24 protein-coding genes are annotated in these 25,900 nt (G+C 72.8%); 22 read left to right on the forward strand and 2 right to left on the reverse strand.

Annotated features, from left to right (window positions below; genetic code table 11):
• Window positions 1–181 precede the first annotated feature (181 nt).
• From ACFU6K_RS04110 to ACFU6K_RS04130, 5 genes are all read left to right on the forward strand, one after another.
• The gene (locus ACFU6K_RS04110; protein ID WP_380660773.1) at window positions 182–1,288 is read left to right on the forward strand and encodes a M24 family metallopeptidase; all 1,107 of its coding nucleotides are present in this window, start codon (window positions 182–184) and stop codon (window positions 1,286–1,288) included.
• Window positions 1,289–1,366: 78 nt separating this feature from the next.
• Window positions 1,367–1,930 carry an elongation factor P gene (gene efp / locus ACFU6K_RS04115; RefSeq protein WP_049651352.1) on the forward strand — a complete coding sequence of 188 codons (564 nt, stop codon included), beginning with the start codon at window positions 1,367–1,369 and terminating at the stop codon, window positions 1,928–1,930.
• A gap of 4 nt (window positions 1,931–1,934) precedes the next feature.
• Window positions 1,935–2,372 carry a transcription antitermination factor NusB gene (gene nusB, locus ACFU6K_RS04120; RefSeq protein WP_049651353.1) on the forward strand — a complete coding sequence of 146 codons (438 nt, stop codon included), beginning with the start codon at window positions 1,935–1,937 and terminating at the stop codon, window positions 2,370–2,372.
• Between the two features lie 142 nt (window positions 2,373–2,514).
• Complete coding sequence (locus ACFU6K_RS04125) at window positions 2,515–3,342, forward strand: thioesterase family protein (protein ID WP_380660774.1); 828 nt, start codon at window positions 2,515–2,517, stop codon at window positions 3,340–3,342.
• Between the two features lie 135 nt (window positions 3,343–3,477).
• Entirely contained in the window at window positions 3,478–4,395 is a 918-nt protein-coding gene (locus tag ACFU6K_RS04130; protein ID WP_380660775.1) for a hypothetical protein, read from the forward strand.
• A gap of 148 nt (window positions 4,396–4,543) precedes the next feature.
• On the opposite strand, the gene ACFU6K_RS04135 is transcribed toward ACFU6K_RS04130, so the two are convergent.
• On the reverse strand, window positions 4,544–5,047 hold the full coding sequence (locus ACFU6K_RS04135) for a transcriptional regulator (RefSeq protein ID WP_030056198.1): 504 nt from the start codon (window positions 5,045–5,047) through the stop codon (window positions 4,544–4,546).
• A 329-nt stretch (window positions 5,048–5,376) separates the two neighbouring features.
• On the opposite strand from ACFU6K_RS04135, the gene pyrR reads away from it, so the two are divergent.
• From pyrR to ACFU6K_RS04205, 14 genes are all read left to right on the forward strand, one after another.
• The gene (gene pyrR, locus ACFU6K_RS04140; protein WP_380660776.1) at window positions 5,377–6,000 is read left to right on the forward strand and encodes a bifunctional pyr operon transcriptional regulator/uracil phosphoribosyltransferase PyrR; all 624 of its coding nucleotides are present in this window, start codon (window positions 5,377–5,379) and stop codon (window positions 5,998–6,000) included.
• Window positions 6,001–6,005: 5 nt separating this feature from the next.
• Window positions 6,006–6,995, forward strand: a complete 990-nt coding sequence (locus ACFU6K_RS04145; protein WP_380660777.1) for an aspartate carbamoyltransferase catalytic subunit — start codon at window positions 6,006–6,008, stop codon at window positions 6,993–6,995.
• Complete coding sequence (locus ACFU6K_RS04150) at window positions 6,992–8,293, forward strand: dihydroorotase (RefSeq protein ID WP_380660778.1); 1,302 nt, start codon at window positions 6,992–6,994, stop codon at window positions 8,291–8,293. The genes ACFU6K_RS04145 and ACFU6K_RS04150 overlap by 4 nt, the downstream gene beginning before the upstream one ends.
• Complete coding sequence (locus ACFU6K_RS04155; protein ID WP_380660779.1) at window positions 8,293–8,856, forward strand: hypothetical protein; 564 nt, start codon at window positions 8,293–8,295, stop codon at window positions 8,854–8,856. The genes ACFU6K_RS04150 and ACFU6K_RS04155 overlap by 1 nt, the downstream gene beginning before the upstream one ends.
• Entirely contained in the window at window positions 8,853–10,010 is a 1,158-nt protein-coding gene (carA, locus tag ACFU6K_RS04160) for a glutamine-hydrolyzing carbamoyl-phosphate synthase small subunit (protein WP_380660780.1), read from the forward strand. Before ACFU6K_RS04155 ends, carA begins: the two co-directional genes overlap by 4 nt.
• Window positions 10,003–13,311, forward strand: coding sequence for a carbamoyl-phosphate synthase large subunit (gene carB / locus ACFU6K_RS04165; protein ID WP_380660782.1), 3,309 nt, complete (start codon window positions 10,003–10,005; stop codon window positions 13,309–13,311). The genes carA and carB overlap by 8 nt, the downstream gene beginning before the upstream one ends.
• 89 nt (window positions 13,312–13,400) lie before the next feature.
• Window positions 13,401–14,504: a quinone-dependent dihydroorotate dehydrogenase gene (locus ACFU6K_RS04170; protein ID WP_380660784.1), complete on the forward strand. Its 1,104-nt coding sequence runs from the start codon at window positions 13,401–13,403 to the stop codon at window positions 14,502–14,504.
• A gap of 59 nt (window positions 14,505–14,563) precedes the next feature.
• Window positions 14,564–15,394 (forward strand): orotidine-5'-phosphate decarboxylase, encoded by an 831-nt coding sequence (gene pyrF, locus ACFU6K_RS04175; RefSeq protein ID WP_380660786.1) that lies wholly within the window; start codon window positions 14,564–14,566, stop codon window positions 15,392–15,394.
• Between the two features lie 364 nt (window positions 15,395–15,758).
• On the forward strand, window positions 15,759–16,085 hold the full coding sequence (gene mihF / locus ACFU6K_RS04180; RefSeq protein ID WP_030056187.1) for an integration host factor, actinobacterial type: 327 nt from the start codon (window positions 15,759–15,761) through the stop codon (window positions 16,083–16,085).
• A gap of 49 nt (window positions 16,086–16,134) precedes the next feature.
• Entirely contained in the window at window positions 16,135–16,692 is a 558-nt protein-coding gene (gene gmk, locus ACFU6K_RS04185; protein WP_380660787.1) for a guanylate kinase, read from the forward strand.
• 37 nt (window positions 16,693–16,729) lie between these two features.
• Window positions 16,730–16,996, forward strand: coding sequence for a DNA-directed RNA polymerase subunit omega (gene rpoZ / locus ACFU6K_RS04190; protein WP_030056185.1), 267 nt, complete (start codon window positions 16,730–16,732; stop codon window positions 16,994–16,996).
• A gap of 176 nt (window positions 16,997–17,172) precedes the next feature.
• Window positions 17,173–18,402, forward strand: coding sequence for a bifunctional phosphopantothenoylcysteine decarboxylase/phosphopantothenate--cysteine ligase CoaBC (gene coaBC / locus ACFU6K_RS04195; protein WP_380660788.1), 1,230 nt, complete (start codon window positions 17,173–17,175; stop codon window positions 18,400–18,402).
• A gap of 152 nt (window positions 18,403–18,554) precedes the next feature.
• Window positions 18,555–19,763: a methionine adenosyltransferase gene (gene metK, locus ACFU6K_RS04200; protein ID WP_074002394.1), complete on the forward strand. Its 1,209-nt coding sequence runs from the start codon at window positions 18,555–18,557 to the stop codon at window positions 19,761–19,763.
• A gap of 140 nt (window positions 19,764–19,903) precedes the next feature.
• Entirely contained in the window at window positions 19,904–21,988 is a 2,085-nt protein-coding gene (locus ACFU6K_RS04205; protein WP_380660789.1) for a primosomal protein N', read from the forward strand.
• A gap of 167 nt (window positions 21,989–22,155) precedes the next feature.
• Here the strand turns inward: ACFU6K_RS04205 and ACFU6K_RS04210 are convergent, their stop codons facing one another.
• A complete protein-coding gene (locus ACFU6K_RS04210) occupies window positions 22,156–22,848 on the reverse strand; it encodes a hypothetical protein (RefSeq protein ID WP_380660790.1) in 693 nt (230 codons plus the stop codon).
• Between the two features lie 334 nt (window positions 22,849–23,182).
• Here ACFU6K_RS04210 and def point away from each other — a divergent pair, with 334 nt between their 5' ends.
• The 3 genes from def to ACFU6K_RS04225 form a co-directional block, all read left to right on the forward strand.
• Complete coding sequence (def, locus tag ACFU6K_RS04215) at window positions 23,183–23,728, forward strand: peptide deformylase (RefSeq protein WP_375875503.1); 546 nt, start codon at window positions 23,183–23,185, stop codon at window positions 23,726–23,728.
• Window positions 23,729–23,818: 90 nt separating this feature from the next.
• Window positions 23,819–24,757, forward strand: coding sequence for a methionyl-tRNA formyltransferase (gene fmt, locus ACFU6K_RS04220; protein ID WP_380660792.1), 939 nt, complete (start codon window positions 23,819–23,821; stop codon window positions 24,755–24,757).
• 136 nt (window positions 24,758–24,893) lie between these two features.
• Window positions 24,894–25,900 (forward strand): transcription antitermination factor NusB (locus ACFU6K_RS04225; RefSeq protein WP_380660793.1); only part of this gene is annotated, 1,007 nt, incomplete at its 3' end.

Raw genomic sequence — 25,900 nt, forward strand, 5'->3', positions numbered from 1 at the left:
GCCGAGGGGGATGTGGGCCCCTCGGCGGCGGCGCGCGTTCGGGCGCCGGGTGGGGGAGCGGGGCCCCGGCGCGGGCCGGAGGGCGACGGCGCGGTCGCGCGGGGGGCGCGCAAGGGGCACCGGGGGTTCCGGCGGGGGTGCTCGGCGGGCGCTTCGGGCCGGGGGTTCGTAGGCTCGACGCATGGCGGATGCGTACGCGGGGCGGCGGGAGCGGGTGAGGGAGCACTGCAGCGCGGCCGGGGCCGATGCGGCGCTGATCACCCGTGCGGCGAACGTGCGGTACCTGACGGGCTGCGCGCCCTGCGGGGCGAGCCTGTTGCTGACCAGAGAGCGGGCGCTGCTGGCGCTGCCGGACGACCTGCCGCCGGACGACACCGGGGAGCACCTGATCGCCCCGGACGTCACCCGGCTGCCGGTGGCGGCCGGCTCGGACACCGCGCTGGCCGCCGCGGACGCGGCCACCCGGTCCGGGGTGTCGGGCCTGGCGGTGGAGGAGCACGACCTGACCGTCAGCCGGCACCGGGCGGTGGGTGGCCTGATAGCAGGGGCCCGGCTGGTGGACCTCGGTCAGACGGTCGAGCGGCTGCGGGTGGTCAAGGACGAGCACGAGATCGCCGATCTGCGGATCGCCGCCGAGATCGCCGACCAGGCGCTGGGCGAGCTGCTGGAGTCGATCCTGGTCGGCCGTACCGAGCGGCACCTGGCGATGGAGCTGGAGCGCCGGATGATCGACCACGGCGCCGACCGGGCGGCCTTCCCGGTCTCGGTCGGCACCGGCAGCCACTCCGGGCAGGCCGCCCACCAGCCGACCGACCGCCGGGTGGAGGAGGGCGACTTCCTGACCGTGGTGATGGGCGCCCAGTACCGCGGCTACGGCGTCTCCACCGCCCGCACCTTCGTGATCGGCGCCGCCCCCGCGCCCTGGCAGGTGGAGCTGCACCGGCTGGTCTTCCGGGCCCAGCGGGCCGGGCGGGAGGCGCTCGGACCAGGCGTGGAGCAGTGCGTACCCGACCGGGCCGCCCGGCAGGTCCTGGAGGCGGCCGGCCACACCGAGGCCTCCCCGCACCCGGTGGGCCACGGCATCGGGCTGGAGATCCGGGAGGCGCCGCGCCTCGGTCCGGCGGACATGGGTAAACTGGACAGCCGCGTGCCGGTCACCGTCGGTCCAGGGGTCCACCTCCCGGGCAGGGGCGGTGTCCGGATCGAGGACACGCTCGTCGTGCGCCCCCTTGAGGAGGGCGGGCCCGAGCTGCTCACCATCACCACCAAGGAGCTCCTCGCCCTGTGACCGCGACCCCCCGGGGGCCGTGGGCGGCAGGACGCAATCCCTTGGTTCCTTGACAGCTATACAGGAGTAAGTGCGCCCGTGGCTTCCACGAACGATCTCAAGAACGGCATGGTCCTCAAGCTGGAGGGCGGCAAGCTCTGGTCCGTCGTCGAGTTCCAGCACGTCAAGCCCGGCAAGGGCCCGGCCTTCGTGCGTACCAAGCTCAAGGAGGTCCTGACCGGCAAGGTCGTCGACAAGACCTTCAACGCGGGCACCAAGGTCGAGACCGCCAACGTCGACAAGCGCGGCATGCAGTTCTCGTACAAGGACGGCGAGAACTTCGTGTTCATGGACATGGACACCTACGACCAGCTGACCATCGAGCCGTCGGTCGTCGGCGACGCCGCCAAGTACCTGCTGGAGGGCTTCGAGGCCCTCGTCGCGCAGAACGAGGGCTCGGTCCTCTACATCGAGCTCCCGGCCGCCGTCGAGCTGACCATCGCCGAGACCGAGCCGGGCGTCCAGGGCGACCGCTCGACCGGTGGCACCAAGCCGGCCACCCTGGAGACGGGCGCCGAGATCCAGGTGCCGCTCTTCGTCACCACCGGTGAGAAGGTCAAGGTCGACACCCGCGACGGCAGCTACCTCGGCCGGGTGAAGTAAGTCCGTGTCGGCCGCACGCAGCAAGGCCCGCACGCGGGCCTTCCAGATCCTCTTCGAGGCCGACCACCGTGGGGTAGACCCGCAGCAGGTCCTCGCCGACTGGGTGGCCCGCGCCCGCGAGCCCAAGCCCGACGAGGGCACCCCGCAGGTCGGTGAGTACACCATGGAGCTCATCGAGGGGTACGTCCAGCACGCTCGTCGCATCGACGACCTGATCGAGCAGTACGCCGTGGGCTGGACGCTCGACCGGATGCCGATCGTGGACCGCAACGTCCTGCGGCTCGGTGCGTACGAGCTGATCTGGGAGGACGGCGTCCCGGACGCCGTCGTCCTGGACGAGGCCGTCGAGATCGCCAAGGAGTTCTCCACGGACGACTCCCCGGCCTTCGTCAACGGCCTGCTCGCCCGCTTCCTCGAGCTGAAGCCGAGCATCCGCCGCTGAGTGGTCGAATCCCGTGAACGGCCGTCGGACCCGAACAGGTGTCCGGCGGCCGTTCCGCGTTTCACCCGGGCGGCGTAGGGTGAGGGCCTACTTGTCAGTAACTTAACGTCCGGAACCACGCGTGAAGGGCAGGTCCCCCCACATGACCACGGCGATCCGCAGCGAGTTCGACCAGGGCATCGCCCTGACCAGGCACCCCGAGGAGGCCGGCCGGTACGAGGCCGAGCTCGGCGCCGGCTGGCAGATCGGCGGCGGGGTGAACGGCGGACTGCTGCTCGCGGTGGCCGGACACGCGCTGTCGCTGGAGCACGGCACCCACCCGGACCCGGTGTCGATCAGCGGTTACTACCTGTCCGCCTCCACGCCCGGCCCGGCCACCGTCCGCACCGAGGTGCTGCGCACCGGCCGCGGCCTGTCCACCGGTACCGCCTCGCTCAGCCAGGACGGCGTCGAGCGGCTGCGCGTGGTGGCCAGCCACGGCGACCTCGCCACCGCGGACGGCGAGGTGCGCACCAGCGCGCTCCCGCCGCAGCTGCCGCCGCCGGACCAGTGCATCGGCGTCGAGCACGCGCCCAAGGAGCTGATCGCCCAGGCCGCCCTGCTGGAGCGGTTCGACCTGCGGCTGGACCCGGCCACCATCGGCTGGGCGCTCGGACAGCCCTCCGGCAAGGGGCGGATCCAGGGCTGGTTCCGGCTCGCCGACGGCCGCGAGCCCGACCCGCTGCTGCTCCTGCTGGTCGCCGACGCGCTGCCGCCGGTCACCTTCGACCTCGGCCTGCCGGGCTGGGCCCCCACCGTCGAGCTGACCGTCCACCTGCGCGCCAGGCCGGTGCCCGGCTGGCTGCGGGTCACCCACGCGACCCGCAACCTGGCCGGCGGCTACTTCGAGGAGGACGCGGAGGTCTGGGACGAGTCCGGCCGGCTGGTCGCGCAGTCCCGCCAGCTGGCCCGGGCGCCCCGGCTCGCCTGACGGCCGCGCGACCCGCATTACCGGTGGTTACATTCCTGTGACACGCCGTACGTGTGCGACGCGCGCGGATGGGGAGGAAGACGGTCAGCGGCACGCCTGCCGCCGACCGTCCTTCCCTGAAGCCAGGAGCCACCGATGAGTCATTTGGGGCGCGCCCGCCGTAACTCCGACTGCACCGCCGGCGGCTCGCGGCCCGTGGTGCGGGCGTCGCACCGGCCGCGGCGGGTCGAGGGCGCCGAGCAGGCGTTCGTCATCGGCGTGCTGACCAACGCCGCGGACTTCGCCCGGGCCCGCGCCTGGGGGATCTCCGACGCCCCCGACCACGAGCGCTACCTGGCCGACACCGCCGACCTGCTGGCCGAGGCGCTGGAGCGGTTCGACACCGTCCGGGCCCGGATGTTCCACCCGCAGGACTTCGAGGAGTTCTGCCTGCTGCACGGGCTGGACCCGGCCGAGCCCGCCGCCCGCGACCGCTACCTGGTCAACCCGGCCCTGCAGACCCAGCTGCTCGCCTATCAGGGCGAGGAGCTGGCCGGGGACTTCGTGCCGCGCCTGGTGCGCGCCCGGGAGAACGGGCTGACGCTCTGCCACGCCGACCTGCTGCTCGACGGGGGCCTGTACGGGGGCGCGGGCGCCGCCGACGAGGAGCACGCCGCCTGGGTGCGCGCCGCCTACGAGCGCGGGGGCGAGGTGTTCCGGCGGATGCTGGTCGGCGCGGGCGCCGGCGTGTACGAGCTGCGCCTGCGGGTGGACGCGCCCGGCGGCGGGCTGACCGCCGCGGCCCGGGTGCTCCAGTGGGAGGACGGCGTGGTCCGGATCAACGACGAGGACCTGGAGCTGGTCTGCGCGGTGCTCTGCACCGGGCTGGCCCTGGAGCTGCCGGGCGTCGCGGTGCTGCACGGCTCGCAGGGCTCGGCGGCCTCCTGCGGGGAGTACCTGCCGGCCTCCTGGGCCTGGTCGAGCGGCGGGCAGGAGTGGGCTCCGGCCGACCGGCCGGTCCGGCTGGACGGCGTGGCGGCGCAGCCCGGCTACAGCCTGGGGACGGTCTGCTGACGCCTCCGCCGCCCCGGGGTGGTGTGGCTACACCGCGGCGCGGCCCCCGGTCTGGGGAGCCGCGCCGTGACGTTTCTGCTTGCCAGCACTAGTGGCGCGAGTGCTGGGTTGTGCCTGGATCCGCTGGCGGGAGCCGGTGCGGTGAGCCTCAGCTCGCATCCTCCTCGCGCACCGCACGGCGCGCGTCGGGGTTGAGCACGCCCCAGGAGATCAGCTGCTCGGTGAGGATCGACGGGGACTGGTCGTAGATCACGGCCAGGGTGCGCAGGTCGTCCTGGCGGATCGACAGCACCTTCCCGTTGTAGTCGCCGCGCTGGCTCTGGATGGTCGCCGCGTAGCGCTGCAGCGGGCCGGCCTTCTCGGAGGGGACCTGGGTCAGTCTCTCCAGGTCGAGGACCAGGCGCGGCGGCGGCTCGGCCGCGCCGCCGGGCGTACCGCCGGGCAGCAGCTCCTGGACCGGGACGCCGTAGAACTCCGCCAGTTCGGCCAGTCGCTGCACGGTGACCGCACGGTCACCACGCTCGTACGAACCGACGACGACTGCCTTCCAGCGCCCCTGGGACTTCTCCTCGACACCATGCAGGGAGAGACCCTGCTGAGTGCGGATCGCTCGGAGCTTGCCTCCGAGTTGCTTCGCGTAGTCGCTGGACATTGATCTCCCCGGACGAGATTGCTTCGCGTTCAGTGGTGGGTCACGGGCGATTGCCGACGCCGTTACCGGTGGGTCCGACGTCCGTCTCGTAACTCACTGTGAGGTTACGTAGAGTAAGGTAGTTGCGTCAAGCCGAATGGGGCAGTCGTGCGAATGGCCCGCATCGGCGGCGCGTCCGGAGTGTTAACCCGGGGAAGCGGAATGGTGGACGTCTGTTTGCCGTCCGGCGCGCTGGTAGGATGACCGAAGCCCGCGCCCGGTCGGCGGGGGCCATCCCAGACATCCTTTAAGGCCCGTCCAGTGAGGCGGGGAAGGAGGTCCGCTTCGGCATGACCACACACCACGAACCCACGCCGCGCCCGCCGCACCAGGTGCTCGACGGCACGGACATCGCCCGGGTCGTCACCCGGATAGCGCACGAGATCGTCGAGCGCGCCAAGGGCGCGGAGGACGTCGTGCTGCTCGGCATCCACACCAGGGGCGTCCACCTCGCCCGCCGCCTGCACGGCCGGCTGGCCCAGATCACCGGGCGCGAGATCCCGCTGGGCTCCCTGGACATCACCATGTACCGGGACGACCTGCGGCTGAAGCCCGCCCGGGCCCTGGAGCACACCGAGATCCCGCCCGGCGGCATCGACGGCAAGCTCGTCATCCTGGTCGACGACGTGCTCTTCTCCGGCCGCACCATCCGCGCCGCGCTCGACGCGCTGAGCGACATCGGCCGCCCGCGCGCCGTCCAGCTCGCCGTCCTGGTCGACCGCGGCCACCGCGAGCTGCCGATCCGCGCCGACTACGTGGGCAAGAACCTCCCCACCTCGCTGCGCGAGGCCGTGCAGGTGCGCCTCGCCGACCGCGACGGCGTGGACGCCGTCCTGGTCGGCGACCGCGACTTCGCCCAGCGCTCCTCGCAGGCCCTGGCCCCCCAGTCTTCCGAACCGCACCTCCCGGAGTAGCCCGCGTGAAGCGCCACCTCGTCTCCGCCGCCGATCTCAGCCGCGACGACGCGCTGCTGATCCTGGACACCGCCGAGGAGCTGGCCCAGCTCTCCGGCCGGGCCGTCAAGAAGCTGCCCACGCTGCGCGGCCGCACCGTCGTCAACCTCTTCTTCGAGGACTCCACCCGGACGAAGACCTCCTTCGAGGTCGCCGAGAAGCGGCTCTCGGCCGACGTCATCAACTTCTCCGCCAAGGGCTCCTCGGTCTCCAAGGGCGAGAGCCTCAAGGACACCGCGCTGACCCTCCAGGCGATGGGCGCCGACGCGGTGGTCATCCGCCACCACGCCTCCGGCGCCCCGGCCCGGCTGGCCCAGTCCGACTGGCTGCACGGCAGTGTGATCAACGCCGGTGACGGCACCCACGAGCACCCCACCCAGGCGCTGCTCGACGCCTTCACCATGCGCCGCCACCTCAACCCGGGCGCCGGGCAGGACCTCGCGGGCCGGCGGGTGACCATCGTCGGCGACGTCCTGCACAGCCGGGTCGCCCGCTCCAACGTCCACCTGCTGAACACCCTCGGCGCGCAGGTGACCTTCGTCGCCCCGCCGACCCTGCTGCCGATCGGGATCGAGAACTGGCCCTGCGAGGTCAGCTACGACCTGGACAGCGTGCTGCCCAAGACGGACGCGCTGATGATGCTGCGGGTGCAGCGCGAGCGGATGAACGCCGCGTTCTTCCCGACCGAGCGCGAGTACAGCCGCCGCTACGGCATGAACGGCCGCCGGATGGCCCAGCTGCCGGACCACGCGATCGTGATGCACCCCGGTCCGATGGTCCGCGGCATGGAGATCACCGCCGAGGTCGCCGACTCGCCGCGCTGCACCGCGATCGAGCAGGTCGCCAACGGCGTCTCCGTCCGGATGGCCGTCCTCTACCTGCTGCTCGGCGGCGCCGTCTTCGCCGACGCGCCCACCGACACCCCCCGTACCGACTCCGTGGAGACCGCCCAGTGACCAGCTACCTGATCCGCAACGCCAAGATCCTGGGCGGCGCCCCGCAGGACCTCCACCTCGCCGACGGCGTCGTCCAGGCGATCGGCACCGGCCTGACGGTCGAGGCGGACATCGAGATCGACGCCACCGGGCTGATCGCCCTGCCCGGCCTGGTCGACCTGCACACCCACCTGCGCGAGCCCGGCCGCGAGGACGCCGAGACCGTGCTCACCGGCACCCGGGCCGCCGCGATGGGCGGCTTCACCGCCGTGCACGCGATGGCCAACACCACCCCGGTGGCCGACACCGCCGGCGTGGTCGAGCAGGTCTGGCGGCTCGGCCAGGAGGCCGGCTACTGCGACGTGCGGCCGGTCGGCGCCGTCACCGTCGGCCTGGAGGGCAAGCAGCTCGCCGAACTCGGCGCGATGCACGAGTCCGCCGCCGACGTCCGGGTCTTCTCCGACGACGGCAAGTGCGTGGACGACGCGGTGCTGATGCGCCGCGCCCTGGAGTACGTCAAGGCCTTCGACGGCGTCGTCGCCCAGCACGCCCAGGAGCCGCGGCTGACCGAGGGCGCCCAGATGAACGAGGGCCAGGTCTCCGGCGAGCTCGGGCTCGGCGGCTGGCCGGCCGTCGCCGAGGAGTCGATCATCGCCCGCGACGTGCTGCTCGCCGCGCACGTCGGCTCCCGGCTGCACGTCTGCCACCTCTCCACGGCCGGCTCGGTCGAGATCGTCCGCTGGGCCAAGTCCAAGGGCTGGGACGTCACCGCCGAGGTGACCCCGCACCACCTGCTGCTCACCGACGAGCTGGTCCGCACCTACGACCCGGTGTACAAGGTCAACCCGCCGCTGCGCACCGCCGAGGACGTCCGGGCGCTGCGCGAGGCGCTGGCCGACGGCACCATCGACGCCGTCGCCACCGACCACGCGCCGCACCCGGCCGAGGACAAGGACTGCGAGTGGGCCGTGGCCGCGATGGGCATGGTCGGCCTGGAGACCGCGCTGTCGGTCGTGCAGCAGACCATGGTCGACACCGGCCTGCTGAACTGGGAGGGCGTCGCGGACCGGATGTCGCACCGCCCGGCCCGGATCGGCCGTCTCACCGGCCACGGCCGGCCGATCTCGGTGGGTGAGCCGGCCAACCTGGTGCTGTTCGATCCCGCGTACCGTGGTGCCGTGAACCCGGACAGCTTCGCCACCCGCAGCCGCAACACCCCTTACAAGGGCCTGGACCTGCCCGGACGGGTGCACGCCACCTTCCTGCGCGGTCGCGCCACCGTGCTGGCCGGCGAGCTCGCCGAGCGGGGCGAGGCGTGATGGACCGCGCCACGCTCGCCCAGGAGCAGGCGAAGGTCACCGACTGGCCCGGGTACATCGGCTGGTCCATCGGCCTGCTGATCGTGATCGGCCTCGTCTACTGGCTGATGCGCCAGGGCTGGAACTGGCGGCGCACCCTGCAGTCCGGCATCCCGCCGCTGCCGGCCGTGCCGGCCCGCGCCGGGCGCACCATCCTGGAGACCAGCGGCCGGTACCACGGCACGACCACCGCCGGGAACTGGCTCGACCGGGTCGTCGCCCACGGCCTGGGCACCCGCAGCCGCGCCGACCTCACCCTCGGCGAGGACGGCCTGCTGGTGCAGCGCCCGGGCGACGTCGACTTCTGGATCCCGGCCGAGCGCCTGACCGGTGCCCGTACGGACTCCGGGATCGCCGGCAAGGTCGTCCCCTCCGGGCTGCTCGTCGTCACCTGGACGCACGAGGGTACCGAGCTGGACTCCGGTTTCCGGGCCGACCACCCCGATGAGCACGCCGCCTGGGTCGAGGCGGTCGCTCAGCTCGCAACACGTACGAAGACGAAGACGGAAGAGGCCGCGCAATGACCGCACCTGCCCCCACCACGCAGCGCCAACGGCGGGAACGAGTGCCTGCCGTGCTCGTCCTGGAGGACGGCCGGACCTTCCGCGGACAGGCCTACGGCGCCCTCGGCGAGACCTTCGGCGAGGCGGTCTTCAACACCGGCATGTCCGGCTACCAGGAGACCCTCACCGACCCGTCGTACCACCGCCAGGTGGTCGTGATGACCGCCCCGCAGATCGGCAACACCGGCTGGAACGACGAGGACGACGAGTCCAAGCAGATCTGGGTCGCCGGCTACGTGGTGCGCGACCCCGCCCGGGTCGCCTCCAACTGGCGCTCCCGCCGCTCGCTCGACGAGGAACTGGTCGACCAGGGCGTCGTCGGCATCAGCGGCATCGACACCCGCGCGCTGACCCGCCACCTGCGCGAGCGCGGCGCGATGCGCTGCGGCATCTTCTCCGGCGAGGCGCTGGCCGACCAGGCCGCCCTGCTGGCCCGGGTGCAGCAGTCGCCCGAGATGAAGGGCGCCGACCTGTGCGCCGAGGTCGCCACCACCGAGGCGTACGTGGTGCCCGCGATCGGTGAGAAGAAGTTCACCGTCGCCGCGCTGGACCTCGGCATCAAGGCGATGACCCCGCAGCGGATGGCCGAGCGCGGCATCGAGGTGCACGTGCTGCCGGCGAACTCCACCCTGGAGGACCTCTACGCCGTCAACCCGGACGGCGTGTTCTTCTCCAACGGCCCGGGCGACCCGGCCACCGCCGACCACCAGGTCGCCGTGGCGCAGGGCGTGCTGGAGCGCAAGACCCCGTTCTTCGGGATCTGCTTCGGCAACCAGATCCTCGGCCGCGCCCTGGGCTTCGGCACCTACAAGCTCAAGTACGGCCACCGCGGCATCAACCAGCCGGTGCAGGACCGCACCACCGGCACGGTCGAGGTGACCGCCCACAACCACGGCTTCGCCGTGAACGCCCCGCTGGACAAGGTGAGCGACACCCCCTACGGGCGGGTCGAGGTCTCCCACGTCTGCCTCAACGACGACGTGGTCGAGGGCCTCCAGGCACTCGACGTCCCCGCCTTCAGCGTGCAGTACCACCCCGAAGCGGCCGCCGGTCCGCACGACGCCGCCTACCTGTTCGACCGCTTCGTGAAGCTCATGGAGGGCCAGCGTGCCTAAGCGCACTGACATCAAGTCCGTCCTGGTGATCGGCTCCGGCCCGATCGTGATCGGCCAGGCCGCCGAGTTCGACTACTCGGGTACGCAGGCCTGCCGGGTCCTCAAGGCCGAGGGCCTGCGGGTCGTGCTGGTCAACTCCAACCCGGCCACGATCATGACCGACCCGGAGATCGCCGACGCCACCTACGTCGAGCCGATCACCCCGGAGTTCGTCGAGAAGATCATCGCCAAGGAGCGCCCCGACGCGCTGCTGCCGACCCTGGGCGGCCAGACCGCGCTCAACACGGCGATCTCGCTGCACGCGGCGGGCACGCTGGAGAAGTACGGCGTCGAGCTGATCGGCGCCGACGTCGAGGCGATCAACAAGGGCGAGGACCGCGAGCTCTTCAAGGGCGTCGTCGAGGCCGTCAACGCCAAGATCGGCCACGGCGAGTCCGCCCGCTCGGTCATCTGCCACACCATGGACGAGGTGCTGGCCGGCGTCGACACGCTCGGCGGCTACCCGGTCGTCGTCCGCCCCTCCTTCACCATGGGCGGCGCCGGCTCCGGCTTCGCCCACAACGAGGAGGACCTGCGCCGCATCGCCGGCCAGGGCCTGACCCTCTCGCCGACCACCGAGGTGCTCCTGGAGGAGTCCATCCTCGGCTGGAAGGAGTACGAGCTGGAGCTGATGCGCGACAAGAACGACAACGTCGTGGTCGTCTGCTCCATCGAGAACTTCGACCCGATGGGCGTGCACACCGGTGACTCGATCACCGTCGCCCCGGCGATGACCCTCACCGACCGCGAGTACCAGATCCTGCGCGACATCGGCATCGCCGTCATCCGCGAGGTCGGCGTCGACACCGGCGGCTGCAACATCCAGTTCGCCGTCAACCCCGACGACGGCCGGGTCATCGTCATCGAGATGAACCCGCGCGTCTCCCGCTCCTCGGCGCTCGCCTCCAAGGCCACCGGCTTCCCGATCGCCAAGATCGCCGCCAAGCTGGCCGTCGGCTACACCCTGGACGAGATCCCCAACGACATCACCGAGGAGACCCCGGCCTCCTTCGAGCCGACCCTCGACTACGTCGTCGTCAAGGTGCCGCGGTTCGCGTTCGAGAAGTTCCCGAGCGCCGACGCCACCCTGACCACCACCATGAAGTCGGTCGGCGAGGCCATGGCCCTCGGCCGCAACTTCCCCGAGGCCCTCCAGAAGGCGCTGCGCTCGCTGGAGAAGAAGGGCTCCCAGTTCTCCTGGACCGGCCCCGTCGGCGAGAAGGCGGAGCTGCTGGCCAAGGCGGTCGTGCCGACCGACGGCCGGATCAACACCGTGATGGAGGCCATCCGGGCCGGCGCCACCCCGGAGGAGGTGTTCGAGGCCACCAGGATCGACCCGTGGTTCGTCGACCAGCTCTTCCTGCTGGACGAGATCGCCGGCGAGCTGGCCGAGGCCGCCGAGCTCACCCCCGAGCTGCTGCGCCACGCCAAGCGGCACGGCTTCTCCGACCAGCAGATCGGCGAGATCCGCGGCCTGAAGTCGGACGTCGTCCGCGAGGTGCGCCACGCCCTCGGCATCCGCCCGGTGTTCAAGACCGTCGACACCTGCGCCGCCGAGTTCGCCGCCAAGACCCCGTACTTCTACTCGTCCTACGACGAGGAGAACGAGGTCGCCCCGCGCAGCAAGCCCGCCGTGATCATCCTGGGCTCCGGCCCGAACCGCATCGGCCAGGGCATCGAGTTCGACTACTCCTGCGTGCACGCCTCCTTCGCGCTCGCCGACGCCGGGTACGAGACCGTCATGGTCAACTGCAACCCGGAGACCGTCTCCACCGACTACGACACCTCCGACCGGCTCTACTTCGAGCCGCTCACCCTGGAGGACGTGCTGGAGATCGTCCACGCCGAGCAGCAGGCCGGCCCGCTCGCCGGCGTGATCGTCCAGCTCGGCGGCCAGACCCCGCTCGGCCTGGCCCAGGCGCTCAAGGACAACGGCGTGCCGATCGCCGGCACCCAGCCCGAGGCGATCGACCTCGCCGAGGAGCGCGGCGCCTTCGGCCGCGTCCTGCGCGACGCCGGCCTGCCGGCCCCCAAGCACGGCACCGCCTTCTCCTTCGACGAGGCCAAGGCGATCGCCGACGAGATCGGCTACCCCGTGCTCGCCCGCCCGTCCTACGTGCTCGGCGGCCGCGGCATGGAGATCGTCTACGACGAGGCCTCGCTCGCCTCCTACCTGGAGCGCCACGCGGGCCTGATCTCCGAGCACCCGGTGCTCATCGACCGCTTCCTCGACGACGCGGTGGAGATCGACGTCGACGCCCTCTACGACGGCAGCGAGCTCTACCTCGGCGGCGTCATGGAGCACATCGAGGAGGCCGGCATCCACTCCGGCGACTCCGCCTGCGCGCTGCCCCCGATCACCCTCGGCGGCTACGACATCAAGCGCCTGCGCACCTCCACCGAGGCCATCGCGCGCGGTGTCGGCGTCCGCGGCCTGATCAACATCCAGTTCGCCATGGCCGGGGACATCCTCTACGTGCTGGAGGCCAACCCGCGCGCCTCCCGGACCGTCCCGTTCACCTCCAAGGCGACCGCCGTGCCGCTGGCCAAGGCCGCCGCCCGGATCTCGCTCGGCGCCACCATCGCCGAGCTGCGCGCCGAGGGCCTGCTCCCGGCCGAGGGCGACGGCGGCACGCTGCCCGCCGACGCGCCGATCGCGGTCAAGGAGGCCGTGATGCCGTGGAGCCGCTTCCGCGACATCCACGGCCGCGGGGTGGACACCGTGCTCGGCCCGGAGATGCGCTCGACCGGTGAGGTCATGGGCATCGACAAGGTGTTCGGCACCGCCTACGCCAAGGCGCAGTCCGGCGCGTACGGCGCGCTGCCGACCAAGGGCAAGGTCTTCGTCTCGGTGGCCAACCGCGACAAGCGCAACCTGGTCTTCCCGGCCCGGGCGCTGGTCAACCTCGGCTTCGAGGTGCTCGCCACCGCCGGCACCGCCGAGGTGCTCCACCGCGGCGGCATCCCGTCCACGCTGGTGCGCAAGCACAGCGAGGGCGAGGGCCCGAACGGCGAGCGGACCATCGTCCAGCTGATCCACGACGGCGAGGTCGACCTCATCATCAACACGCCGTACGGCACCGGCGGCCGCCTCGACGGCTACGAGATCCGCACCGCGGCCGTGGCCCGCGCGGTGCCCTGCCTGACCACCGTCCAGGCGATGGGCGCGGCCGTGCAGGGCATGGACGCGCTGCTGCGCGACGAGGTCGGGGTGATGTCGCTCCAGGAGCACGCCGAGCTGATCAACGCCGGCCGCAAGTAGCACCACCGCAGTGGGGGGCACCGGAGCCAGCCGGGTGCCCCCCACTTCCATGAGCAAGCCCGTTATCCGCTCCGGGAGTTGAACCACCCTTGTACAAGCTTCTGTTCGACCTGCTCTTCAAGAGGATGGACCCCGAGAAGGCCCACCACCTCGCCTTCTTCTGGATCCGCCTCGCCTCCTCGGTGCCCGGCCTGCGCACCCTGGTGCGGCTGGTGCTCGCCCCGCGCGACCGGGCCCTGCGCACCCGCGCCCTCGGCCTCGACCTGCCCGGCCCGTTCGGCCTGGCGGCCGGCTTCGACAAGAACGGCGTCGGCATCGACGGCCTGTCGATGCTCGGCTTCGACTACGTCGAGATCGGCACCGTCACCGGCGAGCCCCAGCCCGGCAACCCGGCGCCCCGGCTGTTCCGCCTGGTCGAGGACCGCGCGCTGATCAACCGGATGGGCTTCAACAACCAGGGCTCGGCCCGGGTCGCCGCCCGGCTGGCCGCCCGCCCGCACACCAGCTCCACCCCGGTGCTCGGCGTCAACATCGGCAAGACCAAGGTGGTCGAGGAGGCCGACGCCGTCGCCGACTACGTGAAGTCCACCGAGCGGCTGGCCCAGTACGCCGACTACCTGGTGGTCAACGTCAGCTCGCCGAACACCCCCGGGCTGCGCAACCTCCAGGCCGTGGACCACCTGCGGCCGCTGCTCTCCGCCGTCCGCGAGGCCGCCGACCGCACCACCGCGCACCACGTGCCGCTGCTGGTCAAGATCGCCCCCGACCTGGCCGACGAGGACGTCGACGCGGTCGCCGACCTCGCCCTGGAACTGGGCCTGGACGGCATCATCGCCACCAACACCACGATCGGCCGCGAGGGCCTGCGCGCCGACGCCGCGCGGGTCGAGGAGATCGGTATGGGCGGCCTGTCCGGCGCCCCGCTCAAGGCCCGCGCCCTGGAGGTCCTCCAGCGGCTGCGCGCCCGCACCGGGGGCCGGCTGACCCTGGTCTCGGTCGGCGGCATCGAGACCGCCGAGGACGCCTGGCAGCGGATCGTCCACGGCGCCGACCTGGTCCAGGGCTACAGCGCCTTCATCTACGAGGGCCCGTTCTGGTGCCGGCGGATCCACAAGGGCCTGTCCGCCAAGGTCCGCGCGGGCGGCTTCCGCAGCCTGGCCGACGCCGTCGGCAGCGCCGTCCGCGGCTCGTGAACACCCCCATCGGTTCTGGACCCATCAGTTCTGGACCCATCGGTCCTGGAAAGGACGACATGACCCTCGCCCCGTTCGGTGCCCGGCTGCGCCAGGCCCTCGACACCCGCGGCCAGCTCTGCGTCGGCATCGACCCGCACGCCTCCCTGCTCGCCGCCTGGGGGCTCGGCGACGACCTCGCCGGGCTGGAGTCCTTCAGCCGCACCGTGGTCGAGGCACTGGCCGACCGGGTGGCCGTGCTGAAGCCGCAGGCCGCCTTCTTCGAGCGCTTCGGCAGCAAGGGCGTCGCGGTGCTGGAGCGCACCGTCGAGGAGGCCCGGGCGGCCGGCGCGCTGGTCCTGATGGACGCCAAGCGCGGCGACATCGGCTCCACCATGGCCGCGTACGCCGAGGCCTTCCTGTCGCCGGGCAGCCCGCTGTTCTCGGACGCGGTGACGGTCAGCCCGTACCTGGGCTTCGGCTCGCTGCGCCCGGCCCTGGACCTGGCCCGGGAGCAGGGCTGCGGCGTCTTCGCGCTGGCGCTCACCTCCAACCCGGAGGGCGCCGAGGTGCAGCGCGCGGTGGGCGCGGACGGCGAGCCGGTCGCGGCCTCGGTGCTGCGGCAGCTGGCGGCCGAGAACGAGGGCGCCGCGCCGCTCGGCTCCTTCGGCGCGGTGGTCGGCGCGACGCTGGCCGACGCGGGCGTGGACCTGGCCATCAACGGCCCGCTGCTGGCCCCCGGGATCGGCGCCCAGGGCGCGACCATGGCGGACCTGCCGCGGGTCTTCGGCGCCTCGGTGACGAACGTGGTGCCGAGCGTCAGCCGGGACGTGCTCAAGCACGGCCCCTCGGTGCCGGCGCTGCGCGCGGCGGCGGAGCGCTTCGTCGGCGAGTTCGCGGACGCGGTGTAGGACGGGCCCCGGTAGCGGAACCCGTCCTTCAGGTAGCGGGGCGGTAACCCTGCGGAGTGTCCGCAGGACCGCGCGGTGGCCGCCGGGTTGACGTGAGCGCCGTCACATCGGCCCCGTCAAAGTCTCGCAATCGCGGTCATTTTGCCCTGGAAAGTCCTGGTCGGCCTTGGCTGACCAGGACTTTTCGTGTTCTTTTCCTGACGTGGCGCCGCAATCCGGGTAGTGTCCGGCGATAGGTCATCGGCGAGCCGCGATTTCCGCGTCTCCCGCAGGTCAGGGCCTTGTGGTTCCCCTTGCGGACGGTGTCCTCGGTACCGAACCAGTCCTAGCTCAATCCATCCATCCACACCCTGAGGTGAACGGCGTGGCCCTTCCGCCCCTTACCCCTGAACAGCGCACCGCCGCGCTCGCCAAGGCCGCCGAGGCTCGCCGGGAGCGCGCCGAGGTCAAGAACCGGCTCAAGCACTCCGGCGCCTCCCTGCACGAGGTGATCAAGGCCGGCAAGGCCGACAACGACGTGATCGGCAAGATGAAGGTCTCGGCTCTGCTGGAGTCCCTTCCCGGTGTCGGCAAGGTCCGCGCCAAGCAGATCATGGAGCGCCTCGGCATCAGTGAGAGCCGGCGTGTCCGCGGCCTCGGTACGAACCAGATCGCTTCCCTGGAGCGGGAGTTCGGCGGTGGCGCCGCCTGACCGTGCCCCCGTGGTCCCAGGATCGTCCGCGATCCGGGATAATCGGTGCATGAGTGAGCGTCCGCGGCTGACCGTGCTCTCCGGCCCTTCGGGGGTCGGCAAGAGCACGGTCGTCGCTCATATGAGGAAGATGCACCCCGAGGTCTGGCTCTCGGTGTCGGCGACGACCCGGCACCCGAGGCCCGGCGAGAAGAACGGGGTCCAGTACCACTTCGTCGACAACGACGAGTTCGACAAGCTGGTCGCCAACGGCGAGCTGCTGGAGTGGGCCGAGTTCGCCGGGAACCGTTACGGGACCCCGCGTGCGGCCGTGCAGGAGAAGCTGGAGCGCGGCGAGCCGGTGCTGCTGGAGATCGACCTCCAGGGCGCCCGGCAGGTGCGCGAGTCGATGCCCGAGGCGCAGCTGGTCTTCCTGGCCCCGCCGAGCTGGGACGAGCTGGTCCGCCGGCTGACCGGCCGGGGCACCGAGTCGCAGGACGTGATCGAGAAGCGGCTGGCGGCGGCCAAGGTCGAGCTCGCGGCCGAGCCCGAGTTCGACACGACCCTTGTCAACACCTCGGTCGAGCAGGTAGCGGCCGAACTGCTAGCCTTGCTCGGTGTAGCCTGACCTGTCTGTCTTTTCCACCCTTTCGGAAGGTTTTAGCGTGTCCTCTTCCATGACCGCGCCCGAGGGCATCATCAACCCGCCGATCGACGAGCTGCTCGAGGCCACCGACTCCAAGTACAGCCTCGTGATCTACGCCGCCAAGCGCGCGCGCCAGATCAACGCTTACTACTCCCAGCTCGGCGAGGGCCTGCTGGAGTACGTCGGCCCGCTGGTCGACACCCACGTGCACGAGAAGCCGCTGTCGATCGCGCTGCGCGAGATCAACGCGGGCATGCTGACCGCCGAGGCGGTCGAGGCTGCCTGAGGCGGTCGCTGAATTTCCGGAAGGGCCCGGCGGAATCGTTTCCGCCGGGCCCTTCGGCGTTCCCGGCGCCGGGGCGCCGTACGGGGTCGGGCCGGGGCGCTGTGCGGGGCGGGGCCGGGGGGCCGTAGGGTGGGCGCGTTCCCGATGCGGAGCCCGATGCGGAGAAAGGCCGGTAGATGACTCTGAGTGCGGACGCCCCCCGCGTGGTCCTCGGCGTGAGCGGCGGGATCGCCGCGTACAAGGCGTGCGAGCTGCTGCGCCGCTTCACCGAGTCCGGCCACCAGGTCACCGTGGTGCCGACCGCGGCCGCGCTGCACTTCGTCGGCGAGGCGACCTGGGCCGCGCTGTCCGGCCGCCCGGCCGCCACCGAGACCTGGGAGCGCGTGCACGAGGTGCCGCACGTGCGGATCGGGCAGCAGGCCGACCTGGTCGTGGTCGCCCCGGCCACCGCCGACCTGATCGCCAAGGCCGCCCACGGCCTCGCCGACGACCTGCTGACCAACACCCTGCTCACCGCCCGCTGCCCGGTGGTGCTGGCGCCCGCGATGCACACCGAGATGTGGGAGCACCCGGCCACCCGGGACAACGTCGCCACGCTGCGCCGCCGGGGCGTGATCGTGCTGGAGCCGGCCGTCGGGCGGCTGACCGGCAAGGACACCGGCAAGGGCCGGCTGCCCGAGCCCTCCGCGATCTTCGAGGCGTGCAGGGCCGTGCTGCGCCGAGGTGGCGCGGTGCCGACCGACCTGGCCGGCCGGCACGTGGTGGTCTCGGCCGGCGGCACCCGGGAGCCGCTGGACCCGGTGCGCTACCTGGGCAACCGCTCCTCCGGCAAGCAGGGCTACGCGCTCGCCGTGACGGCCGCGGCGCGCGGGGCCCGGGTGACGTTGCTCTCGGCCAACGCCGAGCTGCCGGACCCGGCCGGGGTGGACGTGGTGCACGTCTCGACCGCGCTGGAGCTGCGCGAGGCGGCGCTGAAGGCGGTCCGGGACGCGGACGCCGTGGTGATGGCCGCGGCGGTGGCGGACTTCCGGCCCGCCGAGTACGCCACCGGCAAGATCAAGAAGGTCGAGGGGGTCGAACCGGCCCCCGTCGCCCTGGTCCGCAATCCGGACATCCTGGCCGAGCTCTCGGCCCACCGGGCCCGTTCGGGTCAACTCGTGGTGGGTTTCGCGGCGGAGACGGACGACGTGCTCGCCAACGGCCGCGCCAAGCTCGCGCGCAAGGGCTGTGACCTGCTGGTCGTGAACGAGGTGGGCAACGGCAAGGCCTTCGGCACGGACGTCAACGAGGCCGTGGTGCTGGGCTCGGACGGCAGCGAGACGGCCGTTCCGGTGGGCCCGAAGGAGGCGCTCGCGGACGTGGTCTGGGACCTGGTCGCAAAGCGGCTGGAAACGGGCGGCAACTGATCGGAATCGCTCGCGCGGCGGTCGAGAAATCCTGAAGCGGGTGACGTTCGGCGGAACCAGACCGTTAGACTCCAGGAATCAAGTCTTTCCGGAGTTCCCCGGTACGAGCCGGGGAACTTCAGTCAGCAGCCGCTGCAACCCCAGGGAGCGCTGTGTCTCGCCGCCTGTTCACCTCGGAGTCCGTCACCGAGGGACACCCCGACAAGATCGCTGACCAGATCAGCGACACCATCCTTGACGCTCTCCTGCGGGAGGACCCGACGTCCCGGGTCGCCGTGGAGACGCTCATCACCACCGGCCAGGTGCACGTGGCCGGCGAGGTGACCACCAAGGCGTACGCGCCGATCGCCCAGCTCGTCCGGGACAAGATCCTGGAGATCGGCTACGACAGCTCCAAGAAGGGCTTCGACGGCGCCTCCTGCGGCGTGTCGGTGTCCATCGGTGCCCAGTCGCCCGACATCGCGCAGGGCGTCGACACCGCGTACGAGGCACGGGTCGAGGGCGATGAGGACGACCTGGACAAGCAGGGCGCCGGTGACCAGGGCCTGATGTTCGGCTACGCGTCGGACGAGACGCCCGAGCTCATGCCGCTGCCGATCACCCTGGCGCACCGCCTCTCCCGCCGCCTGACCGAGGTGCGCAAGAACGGGACCATCCCCTACCTGCGCCCCGACGGCAAGACCCAGGTCACCATCGAGTACGACGGCGACAAGGCCGTCCGCCTCGACACCGTGGTCGTCTCCACCCAGCACGCCAGTGACATCGACCTGGAGTCGCTGCTCACCCCGGACATCCGCGAGTTCGTGGTCGAGCCGGAGCTGAAGGCGCTGGCCGAGCAGGGCATCAAGCTGACCACCGAGGGCTACCGCCTGCTGGTCAACCCGACCGGCCGCTTCGAGATCGGCGGCCCGATGGGCGACGCGGGCCTCACCGGCCGCAAGATCATCATCGACACCTACGGCGGCATGGCCCGCCACGGCGGCGGCGCCTTCTCCGGCAAGGACCCGTCCAAGGTGGACCGCTCGGCCGCGTACGCGATGCGCTGGGTGGCGAAGAACATCGTCGCCGCCGGCCTCGCCCGCCGCGCCGAGGTGCAGGTCGCGTACGCGATCGGCAAGGCCGAGCCGGTCGGCCTGTTCGTGGAGACCTTCGGCACCGAGTCGGTGCCGGTCCTGGCGATCCAGAAGGCCGTCTCCGAGGTCTTCGACCTGCGTCCGGCCGCGATCATCCGCGACCTGGACCTGCTGCGCCCGATCTACTCCCAGACCGCCGCGTACGGCCACTTCGGCCGTGAGCTGCCGGACTTCACCTGGGAGCGCACCGACCGCGTGGAGCAGCTGAAGGCCGCCGTCCAGGACTGACGTCCTGAGCCCGGTGCCCGAGAGCCGGCCCGTAGCGTTCTGACGCTCGGCCCGTAGCGCCCGGAAGCGGCGCCCGTCCCCGTTCGGGGGTGGGCGCCGCTTCGTGCATTGTCGGTGTGACCTGGTAGTACTTGGTGGCGATGAGCAGCACAGGGGAGAACGGGGCCGCCGAGCCGGAGCAGCTGGCGTTCATCCGGGAGACGGTCAAACGGGCCAAGCCGCGCACCTGGCACGGGGCCAAGCGGGCCGAGCACCTGCCGGTGGCCCGGGTCGTGGTGGACAAGGGCGTGCTCACCATCGACAAGTTCTTCGACTACGCGGTGCCGGCCGCCATGGCCGAGGAGGCCCAGCCCGGGGTGCGGGTGCGGGTGCGGTTCGGGGCGCGGGTGGTGAAGGGCCAGCGCGAGGGCGGGGAACTGCACGACGGGTTCATCGTCGCCCGGCTGGAGAAGAGCGACTTCGCCGGCCCGCTCGCCCCGCTCGCCCAGGTGCTCTCGCCCGAGCCGGTGCTCACCCCGCAGCTGCTGCGGCTGTGCCGGACCGTCGCCGACCGGTACGCCGGGACGCTGGCCGACGTGCTCCAGCTGGCCGTCCCGCCCCGGCACGCCAAGGCCGAGGCCGAACCCTCGCCACCGCCGCTGCCGCGCCCGGCCGCCCCGGCCCCCGGCGGCTGGCAGCGCTACCCCGCCGGGCCCGACTTCCTCGCCTCGCTCGCCGCCAGCGGCTCGCCGCGCGCGGTCTGGGCGGCGCTGCCCGGGCCCGGCTGGCCGTACGAGATCGCGCGGGCGGTGGCCGCGACGCTGGCCGGCGGGCGCGGGGCGCTGGTCGTGCTCCCGGAGGGGCGCTCGGTGGCCCGGGTCGACCAGGCGCTGACCGAACTGCTCGGCCCCGGGACGCACGTGGCGCTGGAGGCCGACCTCGGCCCGCGCGAGCGCTACAAGCGCTGGCTCGCGGTGAGCCGGGGCTCGGTGCGTGCCGCGATCGGGACCAGGGCCACCATGTTCGCGCCGGTCCGGGACCTCGGGCTGGTCGTCGTCTGGTCGGACGGGGACGGCAGCCACAGCGACCCGCGCGCCCCGCACCCGCACGTCCGCGAGGTGGCGCTGCTGCGGGCCGCCGAGGAGGGCGCCGCGGTGCTGCTCGGCGGGCACGCGGTGACGGTGGAGGGCGCGCAGTTGGTCAGCACCGGCTGGGCGCGCCCGCTGGTCGCGGACCGGGAGACGGTGCGGCAGGCCGCGCCCCGGGTGCGGACCGTCACCGACCAGGACCAGCACCGGGACGCCGCCGCCCAGGCCGCCCGGCTGCCCTCGGTGGCCTGGGAGGCCGCCCGGGAGTCGCTGGCCGCCGGGCACCCGGTGCTCATCCAGGTGCCCCGGCGCGGCTACGTGCCCCGGCTGGCCTGCGGGCGCTGCCGCACCCCCGCCCGCTGCCGGCGCTGCGAGGGGCCGCTGGAGGCGCCCTCGGCGGACGCCACGCTGTGCTGCGCCTGGTGCGGGGAGCCGGAGAACGACTGGCACTGCCCCGAGTGCGGGTCCTTCCGGCTGCGGGCCCAGGTGGTCGGGGCCCGGCGGACGGCGGAGGAGCTGGGCAAGGCGTTCCCGCGCATCCCGGTGCGGACCTCGGGCCGGGACGCGGTGCTGGCCACCGTGCCGGACGAGCCCTCCCTGGTGATCTCCACGCCCGGCGCGGAGCCGGTGGTCGAGGGCGGCGGCGGGTACGGGGCCGTGCTGCTGCTGGACGGCTGGGCGCTGCTCGGCCGACCGGACCTGCGGGCGGGGGAGGAGGCGCTGCGGCTCTGGCTCACGGCGGCCGCGCTGGCGCGGCCCTCGACGGAGGGCGGGACGGTGGTCGTGGTCGCCGAGCCCTCGGCCCGCCCGGTGCAGGCACTGGTCCGCTGGGACCCTTTGGGGCACGCCGGGCTGGAGCGGGACGAACGGGCGCAGCTGCACTTCCCGCCGGTGTCCCGGATGGCCTCGGTGAGCGGCAGCCCCTCGGCGGTGGCGGACCTGCTGAACCTGATCCGGCTGCCGGAGGAGGCGGACGTGCTCGGGCCGGTGCCGGCGCCGTTGCTGCGGGGGGAGGAGCAGGAGCGCGCGCTGCTGCGGGTGCCGCCCGGGCAGGGGGCCGCGCTGGCGGCGGCGCTCAAGGCGGCGCAGATCGCGCGGATCGCGCTGCGGACGGCGGAGCCGGTGCGGGTGCGGGTGGATCCGACGGACATCGGCTGAGGGGTGGGGTTCGGGGGTTCGTGGGCTCTCGGGTGGGTGCGTCGCGTTCGGGGGGTTCGTGGGCTCTCGGGTGCGCGCGTCGCGTTCGGGGGTGTCGGGACCGGCGGCCCGGCGGGGCGGGGTGAGTGGGCCACCCCGCCCCGGACGGCCCGGGTGCGGCGGCTCGGTCAGCCGCGCAGCGGGATGCCGGGTCGGTCCGCCTGGGGGCGGTCGACGGGGGTGCTGCGGTCGGTCGTGGTGCGGTCGGCGGGGGAGCGGTCGATGCCGGTGCGGTCCAGCGGGCCGCGGTCGATGCCGGTGCGGTCGATGGGCGTGCGGTCGATGCCGGTGCGGTCCATCGTGCTGCGGTCGATCGTGGTGCGGTCCAGGGCGCGACCGTCCAGGCCGCCCTGGCGGGCCGCCGGGACGGTCGTGGCCAGTCCGGTGCGCTCGGTGCCCGTGGGCAGCTCCTCGGAGCGGTCCGGACGGGCCTGGCCCGGGACGGCGCCGCTCGCGGCGAGGAGTTCGCTGGTCGGCCGGCGCATCCCGTAGCGCCGGTGCACCGCCTGCTTGGTGACCCCGAGGGCGGAGCCCACCGAGTCCCAGGAGAACCCCAGCGCCCGGTCGAACTCGACCGCCGCCGCCACCAGGGTCTCCACGCTCTCCCGTAGCTCCTGTGCCAGGCGCACGGTCGGCGCCGGCGCCCGCCCGTACACCACGAAGCCGGCCGAGGTGCTCGGTCGGCGCGGACGGTAGACGTTGCCCAGTTGAGCGGTGAGCGTCCGCAGCGCGTCGACCTGCCGCCTCACCCGCTCGATGTCCCGCACCAGCAGGTGCAGGCTCGCCCGCGCCCGGGCGTCGTGGTTGATCTGCTCGGCCATGGCCTACGTGCCACCTTCCGTACGGTTCAGCTCGGCCGGGACGCGGTGTCCCGTGCGCCCGGCCCCGGTCAATCTCTCTTGACCAACGCCGAAGCGGGGGCCGGGGTAACGCGGCTCGGCACAGTCGGGGCGTGCCGGGCGGCGATCCGGTGCCGGTCCGGCGCCGATCCGGGCCTTGACGCGGCGCCGATCCGGGCCCTGGAGCGGTGCCGCTCCGGTGTCGGTCCGGGCTCCGGGGAAGCCCTCGGCGGGCGGCCGCGCGGGTTGCATAGACTGGCGGGTGAACCAGCCGCCGACCGCAGCCCGCGCCCCTACGGACAGGAGCCCGTACCCCGTGGCGATCCAGCCGATCCGTCTCTTCGGAGACCCCGTCCTGCGGTCCACCGCCCAGCCGGTGACCACCTTCGACAAGGAACTGCGCAAGCTGGTCGGCGACCTCACCGACACCATGCTCGACGCCCCCGGCGCCGGCCTCGCCGCGCCCCAACTCGGCGTCTCGCTGCGGGTGTTCACGTACCACGTGGACGGCGTCACCGGGCACCTGATCAACCCGGACCTGTCGCTGAGCGAGGAGGAGCAGGACGGCCCCGAGGGCTGCCTGTCGCTGCCCGGTCTGCGCTACGACACCACGCGCGCGTACGGCGTGGTGGCCAAGGGCTTCAACATGTACGGCGATCCGGTGACGGTGGAGGGCACGCAGTTGCTCGCCCGGTGCATCCAGCACGAGACCGACCACCTGGACGGCATCATCTTCATCGACCGGCTGGACCGCGAGCAGCGCAAGGCCGCGCTGAAGGCGATCCGGGAGGCGGACTGGGGCGCCGGGCCGGCCCCGGTGGTCAAGGTCTCGCCGCACGGCACCTTCGGTTCCGCCCGCTGAGTCCGGTCGGTCCTCTCCGGTCCTCCGGTCCTCCGGTCGATTTTCGGTCTTCGTTGGCTTCTTGAACTCCCGTTTGCAGAAAGGCACTTGATGCGTCTCGTCTTCGCCGGCACCCCCGAGGTCGCCGTTCCCGCCCTGGACGCCCTGCTCGCCTCGGACCGGCACGAGGTCGTCGCCGTGGTCACCCGCCCCGACGCCCCGGCCGGGCGCGGGCGCAAGCTGGTCGCCAGCCCCGTCGCCCAGCGCGCCGAGGAGGCCGGGATCGAGGTCCTCAAGCCGGCGAAGCCCAGCGACCCGGACTTCGTCGCCCGGCTCACCGAACTCGCCCCCGACTGCTGCCCGGTGGTCGCCTACGGCGCGCTGCTGCGCCCCGGCACCCTGGAGATCCCCAAGCACGGCTGGGTCAACCTGCACTTCTCGCTGCTGCCCGCCTGGCGCGGCGCGGCCCCGGTCCAGCACGCGGTGCTGGCCGGCGACGAGGTCACCGGCGCGTCCACCTTCCTGATCGAGCAGGGCCTGGACTCCGGCCCGGTCTACGGCGTGATCACCGAGGAGATCCGCCCGACCGACACCAGCGGCGAGCTGCTCACCCGGCTCTCCGTCTCCGGCGCGCGGCTGCTCGCGGCCACCATGGACGGCATCGAGGACGGCTCCCTGCACGCCGTGCCGCAGCCGGCCGAGGGCGTCACGCTCGCGCCGAAGCTCAGCGTCGAGGACGCGCGGATCGACTGGAACCACCCCGCGCTGCGGATCGACCGGGTGGTGCGCGGCTGCGCGCCGGCGCCGGGGGCCTGGACGGAGTTCCGGGGCGAGCGGCTGAAGGTCACCGGGCCGGTCAGGCTGCTGCCGGACTCCACCGAGCTGGCGCCGGGCGAGGTCGCGATGGCGGGCAAGAACAGCGTCCGGGTCGGCACCGGCAGCCACGACATCGAGCTCGGGGAGGTGCGTCCGCAGGGGAAGAAGGAGATGCGGGCCGCCGACTGGGCCAGGGGCGCGCGGCTGGAGGCGGGGGAGCGCTTCGGGGGCTGACGCTCCGGTTTGGCGCTACTGTTCGTTTGAGATCGTCCGTGTTCGTTCGACTTCGCTGTCGTCCGAGTTCGTTGACCACCACCGTTCATCGACAACCACCGTTCATTGATAACCACCGCAGCACCTTGAGGCACCTGTGACCACCCCCAGCGCCAAGCGCGCCCCCCGCCCGCACCGCCGCCCGAAGAAGGACCCGGCCCGGATCGTCGCGTTCCGCGCGCTGCGTGCCGTCGACGAGCGCGACGCGTACGCCAACCTGATCCTGCCCTCGCTGCTCCGCGAGGCCGAGCAGAAGGGCATGGACCGGCGCGACGCGGCCCTCGCCACCGAGCTGGTCTACGGCACCCTGCGCCTGCAGGGCACCTACGACGCGGTCATCGCCGCCTGCATCGACCGGCCGCTCGGCAAGGTCGACCCGCCGGTGCTGGACGTGCTCTCGCTCGGCGCCCACCAGCTGCTCACCACCCGCATCCCCAGCCACGCGGCCGTCTCGGCGACCGTCGAGCTGGCCCGGGTGGTGCTCGGCGACGGCAAGGCCAAGTTCGTCAACGCCGTGCTGCGCCGGATCAGCGCCCACGACCTGGACGCCTGGATCGAGAAGGTCGCCCCGCCGTACGACAAGGACGCCGAGGACCACCTGGCGGTCGTGCACTCGCACCCGCGCTGGGTGGTCTCCGCGCTCTGGGACTCGCTCGGCCGCTGGCAGCCGGACGCCTCCGGGCGCGCCGCGATGGAGGAGCTGCTGCGGGCCGACAACGAGCGGCCCGAGGTCACCCTGGTCGCGCGCCCCGGCCGGGCCACCGTCGACGAGCTGGCCGAGGCGCTGCCGGAGGCCGAACCGGGCCGCTGGTCCCCGTTCGCCCTGCGGCTCGCCGAGGGCGGCGACCCGGGCGCGGTCGCGGCCGTGCAGGAGAACCGGGCGGGCGTGCAGGACGAGGGCAGCCAGCTGGTCGCGCTGGCACTGGCCGCGGCGCCGCTGGAGGGGCCGGACCGGCTCTGGCTGGACGGCTGCGCGGGCCCCGGCGGCAAGGCCGCGCTGCTCGGCGCCCTGGCCGCCGAGCGGGGCGCGGCGCTGGTCGCGAGCGAGAAGCAGCCGCACCGGGCCCGGCTGGTGGCGCGGGCACTGGAGGGCAACCCCGGCCC

Origin of the sequence: Kitasatospora sp. NPDC057512 (genome assembly GCF_042802135.1) — a bacterium.
In the GTDB taxonomy this organism is placed as follows: Bacteria; Actinomycetota; Actinomycetes; order Streptomycetales; family Streptomycetaceae; genus Kitasatospora.